The organism is Candidatus Cyanaurora vandensis, assembly GCF_013285555.1.
Taxonomy (GTDB): Bacteria; Cyanobacteriota; Cyanobacteriia; order Gloeobacterales; family Anthocerotibacteraceae; genus Cyanaurora; species Cyanaurora vandensis.
This window is the reverse complement of record NZ_JAAXLT010000137.1, coordinates 1-5811: the sequence shown is the minus strand read 5'-3', so window position 1 is coordinate 5811 and position 5811 is coordinate 1. Positions and strand designations below refer to the sequence as shown.

Here is a 5811-nt window from a genome sequence, read left to right as displayed (position 1 = left end):
GTGTGGTCCTGTGGGGGCGGCGGGGACAGGGTAAGAGTGTGCTAGCTCAGAGTCTCAGGACTTTGTTACCCAACATTTTGGTGGACCCGACTAGTTTTTGTAATGAGGCTCCCGGCGTGGGGACTGGACAACTGCGCCCGGTGCCCTTTGTGCAGGTCCCGCTGGGAACGACCGAGGATCGTCTTTTGGGCACGGTGGATGTGGAAAAGTCCCTGGCCTCAGGACAGGCCGTCTTTCAGCCGGGACTGCTGGCCCAAGCGAACCGGGGGGTTTTGTTTGTAGACGATCTCAATCTTCTAGAACCCAGCTTGACTAATGGTCTCTTGGCGGCCCTCGCCCAAGGCGTCAATCGGGTGGAACGGGAGGGGTTGAGTCTGGTCCATCCCGCCGCTGCCATTTTGCTTGCTACCTATAACCCCGACGAGGGCGAGTTGCGCGAACATCTACTGGACCGTTTCGCCTTGGTCTTGCCCGTGGACCAGTCGCTCGAACTCAAGGAGCGGGTGGAAGTAGTCCGTCGGGTCCGGGCTTTTCGGGAAGATAGTACGAGTTTTGAGGCGGCCCAAGAGACTGATTTGACTGACCTGCAACTGACGGTCCTCTTGGCCCGTGAACGTTTACCGGAGATTGCGCTGACCGAGGAGCAAATCGAGTATCTCGTCACTGAAGCCCTCCGCGCCGGGGTCGAGGGCCAACGGGGCGATATTTTTGCCGCCCGGGTTGCCTGTGCCCATGCCGCACTTGCCGGACGCACCCAAGCCATTGCTGAGGACCTACGCATTGCGGTGGAACTCGTCCTCATTCCCCGCGCCGGACAAGTCCCGCCCGCTCCCCCAGCACCGCCCGAGCCGCCGGCACCGCCGCCGCCGCCGGGTGAAGACCAGGAACCCGCTTCCAATCCTGACGGTGACACCGAAGAACTCGACTCTCCCCCCGGCGGACTCCCGGAAGATTTTGTCTTTGATCCCGAGGGCGTAGTCCTTGACCCGGCTTTAGTCCAGTTTGCCCAGACCACTCGCCGCCGGGGTAAGAGTGGCAGTCGGACCCGGATTTATTCTGAGGACCGGGGCCGCTATGTCCGTCCGATTTTGCCCCGGGGTCCCGTGCGGCGCGTGGCGGTGGATGCCACCCTGCGGGCCTGTGCCCCCCACCAGAAACAACGACGCTTACGCGAACCCCACCGTCGGGTCATTGTCCAAGAGCAGGACCTACGGGCGAAACAACTGGTCCGTCGCGCCGGGTCACTGATTATTTTTGTGGTGGATGCCTCTGGTTCCATGGCTCTCAACCGGATGCGCTCGGCTAAGGGTGCGGTGTTGCGACTCTTGACGGAGGCCTATCAAAACCGCGACAAAGTGGCCCTAATTCCCTTCCAAGGCGAGCAAGCGCAGGTCGTCTTACCTCCCACCCGCTCGATTGCCCTAGCCCGGCGACGCATGGAGTCATTACCCTGTGGTGGCGGTTCACCCTTGGCCCACGCCCTCAGTCTGGCGGCTCAACTGGGGGTACAGGCACAAAAAGGCGGCGAGGTCAGCCAAGTCATCGTCGTCGCTATCACCGATGGTCGGGGTAATATTCCCCTGGCTCGCTCCCTCGGCGAGGCTCCCCCCACTAAACCGGATCTCAAGGGCGAACTTTTGGCCCTCGCTGCCCGTTTCCCGGACTTGGGATTGAAGTTGCTCCTGATTGATACGGAGTCTCGTTTTGTCAGTACTGGCTTTGCGAAAGAACTCGCCCAACGTGCTGGGGGCCGCTACTTCTATCTGCCCCGCGCCGACGACCGGACGCTGGCCCTGAAGACCCGCGAGATGATGGCGAGTCTGTAGCCCCTCCGCCCCACTCGTGGGGGACCAAGGCGAAAGAACGTGCTTATTCTTGCTCTCGACCCCCACGTTGAGGATTTTTACCGCAGTTGGTCTAGGGCCAGATTGAGGGCTAGGACGTTAATGTGGGGTTCTCCGAAAATACCCAGGGTGCGGTCGGTGGTATTTTGCTCGACTAATTGTTGGACGCGACTCGGCTCCAGGCCACGGGTCCGGGCGATACGAGGGACTTGGACTCGGGCTCCGGCGGGGGTGATGTGGGGGTCGAGGCCGGAACCGCTGTTGGTTACGAGGTCAATCGGGGGCGGTGTGCCGTCGCGCTGGGTTAGGCGGGCTACGTCTGTACGCACTCGGTCTAGGTAGGCTTGGTTCGTTGGCCCGTAGTTGGGGTTGCCCGAGGCTTCGGCTTTATAGGTGAGTGAGCTAATCCGGCCTTGGAAGTAACGGTCACTGGTGAAGTTTTGACCGATGAGCCGTGAACCGACGGTCTGGCCCTGAGCTTGGATTAGAGAACCGTTGGCTTGGGCGGGGAAGACGGTCTGGGCGATACCTGTGGTGAGCAGCGGGTAACCCAAGCCACAGACCAGGATCAGAAATAAACTCATGCGCAGCGCAGTGGTGGTTTCTTTAAGCATGGACATCACAGACTCCTTAACTGAGGCCAATAGCAGTCACAAGCAGGTCAATTACTTTGATGCCAACAAAAGGCACGACTACCCCGCCTAACCCATAAATCAGGATGTTGCGGGTGAGGAGCTGGTCGGCACTCAGGGGCTCAAATTTAACGCCCTTCAAGGCCAAGGGGATCAGGGCGGGGATGATCAGGGCGTTGAAAATTAGGGCTGACAGGATGGCTGATTGGGGACTAGTCAGGCCCATGACGTTGAGGTAGCCAATCCCCGCTCCTGCAAAGAGGGCCGGCAGGATGGCGAAATATTTGGCGAGGTCGTTGGCGATGCTGAAGGTGGTCAAGGCCCCACGGGTGATCAGTAATTGTTTCCCGATGGTGACAATATCAATCAGTTTGGTCGGGTCGGAGTCGAGGTCTACCATGTTGGCGGCTTCCTTGGCGGCCTGGGTCCCGGAGTTCATCGCGACTCCGACATCGGCTTGGGCTAGGGCGGGCGCGTCGTTGGTGCCATCCCCGGTCATGGCGACGAGTTTCCCTTGACTCTGTTCGCCTTGGATGACCCGGATCTTGTCCTCGGGGGTGGCCTCAGCGACGAAATCGTCGACCCCGGCTTCTTGGGCGATGACGGAGGCAGTGATCCGGTTGTCGCCCGTGACCATGATGGTCTTGATGCCGATGCGCCGCAATTCCGCGAAACGCTCCCGGATACCGGGTTTGATGATGTCCTTGAGGTAGACCACGCCCAGGATTTCCTTGCCCTTACACACCGCTAGGGGCGTACCTCCCAAGCGTGAAACCCGCTCGGTGGCTTGGTCTAGGTCTGCTGGAACTGTGCCGCCCCGCTCGGTGACGTACTGTTTAATCGCCGAGACCGCGCCCTTGCGGAGGGTCTGACCGTCAGCGAAATCGGTGCCACTCATCCGGGTCCGGGCACTGAATTCAATCCCTTGGGCACCTGCCACGCTATAGCCGTCCTTAGCTCCTAATTCCTGAGCCAACCGCAGGATGGACTTCCCCTCAGGGGTCTCATCGAAGAGCGAAGCCGCCCGCGCTATCTCAGCTAGTTCCAACGCCGGATGGTTGCCCACGGGGATAAATTCATCCGCCAAACGGTTGCCCAGGGTAATCGTCCCGGTCTTGTCGAGAATCAAAGTCCCCACGTCCCCGGCGGCTTCCACGGCCTTCCCCGAGGTCGCGATTACATTGAACTGCGCTACCCGGTCCATCCCCGCAATCCCAATCGCACTCAATAAACCGCCAATCGTGGTCGGAATCAAAGCGACGAGGAGCGCAATCAAAGTTGCAATTGAGACTGGGGCACCAACATAGTTCGCCATCGGTGGCAGAGTTGCCACGACGACGAGGAAGATCAGGGTCAGCACCGCGAGTAGAACCGTCAGAGCGAGTTCGTTGGGAGTCTTCTGGCGTTGGGCACCCTCGACTAGCGCAATCATCCGGTCAATGAAACTCTCACCAGGATTAGCTGTGATGCGGATGACCAGTTCATCAGAGAGAATGCGGGTCCCGCCCGTTACAGAGCTTGAAGTATCAGTTCCAGGTTCCTTGAGGACCGGGGCGGATTCTCCGGTAATTGCGGATTCGTCCACGGAGGCCACGCCCTGTAAAACCTCTCCATCCCCAGGAATAAAATCCCCGGCTACGACCCGGACAGTATCGCCTCGGCGCAGGGCAGTGGAGGAGACTTCTTCGACCCGCCCATCCGTAATGCGGCGAGCCATCGTGTCGGACTTGGTGCGGCGGAGGGCATCGGCTTGGGCTTTGCCCCGGCCCTCGGCGACCGCTTCGGCAAAGTTGGCAAGGAGCAGGGTGAACAGGAGAATTATCGCGAGCAGGACATTTAACAGACGGCTGTCGGGGGCTGGACCAAAGAGGTCGGGGACCACTGCCAGAATTGCCGTAATTACGGTTCCCACCCAAACCACGAACATGACTGGGTTTTTGTACAAGGTCAAGGGACTAAGTTTGAGGAAGGAACCGATAATGGCCCTGGTATAAAGGCCCTGGGTCTCGGTCTTAGGCGTGTGTTTGCGCTGGCTACGCGAAGTTGTCATGGGATTCCTCAGGTGAACGAGTGACTAAAACCCTTTCCCGGCAACGTTGGCGGCAAACTCCGCCAGGGGACCCAGGGCAAGGACAGGGAAAAACGTCAGGGCACCGAGGATCAGGATCGTCCCGGCAGTGACCGCGCCAAAGAGTGGCGTATCAGTTCGCAAAGTACCAGGCGTGGCGGGAACGGGTTTCTTCTGGGAGAGTCCGCCTGCTAAGGCCAGCAACGCGACGATGGGCAGGAACCGACCTGCCAACAGGACGACCGAGGTACTCAAGTTCCACCACAGGGTCGCATCCCCCAGCCCCTCAAACCCCGAACCGTTATTGGCAGCGGCGGAAGTATATTCATAGACCACCTGAGTCAAACCGTGATAACCGGGATTCGAGATCCCGCTCACACCGGGAATTACCAGGGCGAGAGCCGTCGGGACCAGGATCATAAACGGGTGGACCAAGAAGATGACCGAGGCCAAGGCCACTTCCCGCTGCTCAATCTTCCGACCAAACAACTCCGGGGTGCGCCCCACCATCAGGCCCGTCAAAAAGACCGCAATCAGTAGGAACACGAGAATATAAGCAATCCCCGTCCCCTGTCCGCCCCAGATTACCTGGAGGAACATATTGAACAAGGGCACCAAACCGCCAATCGGTGTAAGCGAGTCGTGCATCCCATTGACCGCGCCCGTCATGGTTCCAGTCGTCGTCGTAGCAAATAGAGCCGTCTGTGCCCAACCAAACCGGACCTCCTGGCCCTCGAAGTTAGGATTCTCTGTACCCAGTAGGGCATTGACCGCCGGGTTGCCATTGAATTCACTGACCGCCACCACGCCAATCAGCCCCACAAACAGTAGAAAAATGGTGCCAAACAGGACCCAGCCCTGCTTCTTGTTCCCTGCCATCACGCCGAAGGTGTAGACTAGCGCGGTCGGGATCAAGAGCATCGAGAGGATTTGAATTAAGTTGGTGAAGGGGTTGGGGTTCTCGAAGGGGTGGGCGGAGTTGATGCCCACGGAACCGCCGCCGTTCTCCCCCAGTTCCTTGATGGATTCAATTGAGGCTAGGGGTCCAACGAAAATACTTTGCGTCGTCACCGTCTCTGTTGTTTTAACCCCGTCTTTCTCAACCTCAGTCGGGTAAGGGTCCACCAGTTGCGCCGTCTGGAATCCCCCCAAACTCTGAGGCACCCCCTGACTCACGTAGACCAAGGCCAGCACCAGGGATAGCGGTAACAAAAGTCGGGTTAACCCACGGGTCAAGTCCACGTAAAAATTCCCCAACCCCCGCCCC

4 protein-coding genes are annotated in these 5811 nt (G+C 59.2%); 1 reads left to right on the top strand and 3 read right to left on the bottom strand.

What is annotated here, in order from left to right; all coding sequences use genetic code 11:
• On the top strand, positions 1-1826 hold a 1826-nt coding region (gene bchD / locus HFM78_RS09380), incomplete at its 5' end, for a magnesium chelatase ATPase subunit D (protein WP_287129180.1).
• Positions 1827-1903: 77 nt separating this feature from the next.
• Here bchD and kdpC read toward each other — a convergent pair.
• From kdpC to kdpA, 3 genes are all read right to left on the bottom strand, one after another.
• Positions 1904-2464, bottom strand: a complete 561-nt coding sequence (gene kdpC / locus HFM78_RS09375; protein ID WP_287129179.1) for a potassium-transporting ATPase subunit KdpC — start codon at positions 2462-2464, stop codon at positions 1904-1906.
• 10 nt (positions 2465-2474) lie between these two features.
• Entirely contained in the window at positions 2475-4526 is a 2052-nt protein-coding gene (gene kdpB, locus HFM78_RS09370) for a potassium-transporting ATPase subunit KdpB (RefSeq protein WP_287129178.1), read from the bottom strand.
• 24 nt (positions 4527-4550) lie between these two features.
• A partial coding sequence (gene kdpA / locus HFM78_RS09365; protein WP_287129177.1) for a potassium-transporting ATPase subunit KdpA occupies positions 4551-5811 on the bottom strand: 1261 nt, incomplete at its 5' end.

What these genes read in the sequence shown, in the direction of transcription:
- kdpC (WP_287129179.1), bottom strand. Translation starts at nt 2,464, where the DNA reads ATGTCCATGCTTAAAGAAACCACCACTGCGCTGCGCATGAGTTTATTT.
- kdpB (WP_287129178.1), bottom strand. Translation starts at nt 4,526, where the DNA reads ATGACAACTTCGCGTAGCCAGCGCAAACACACGCCTAAGACCGAGACC.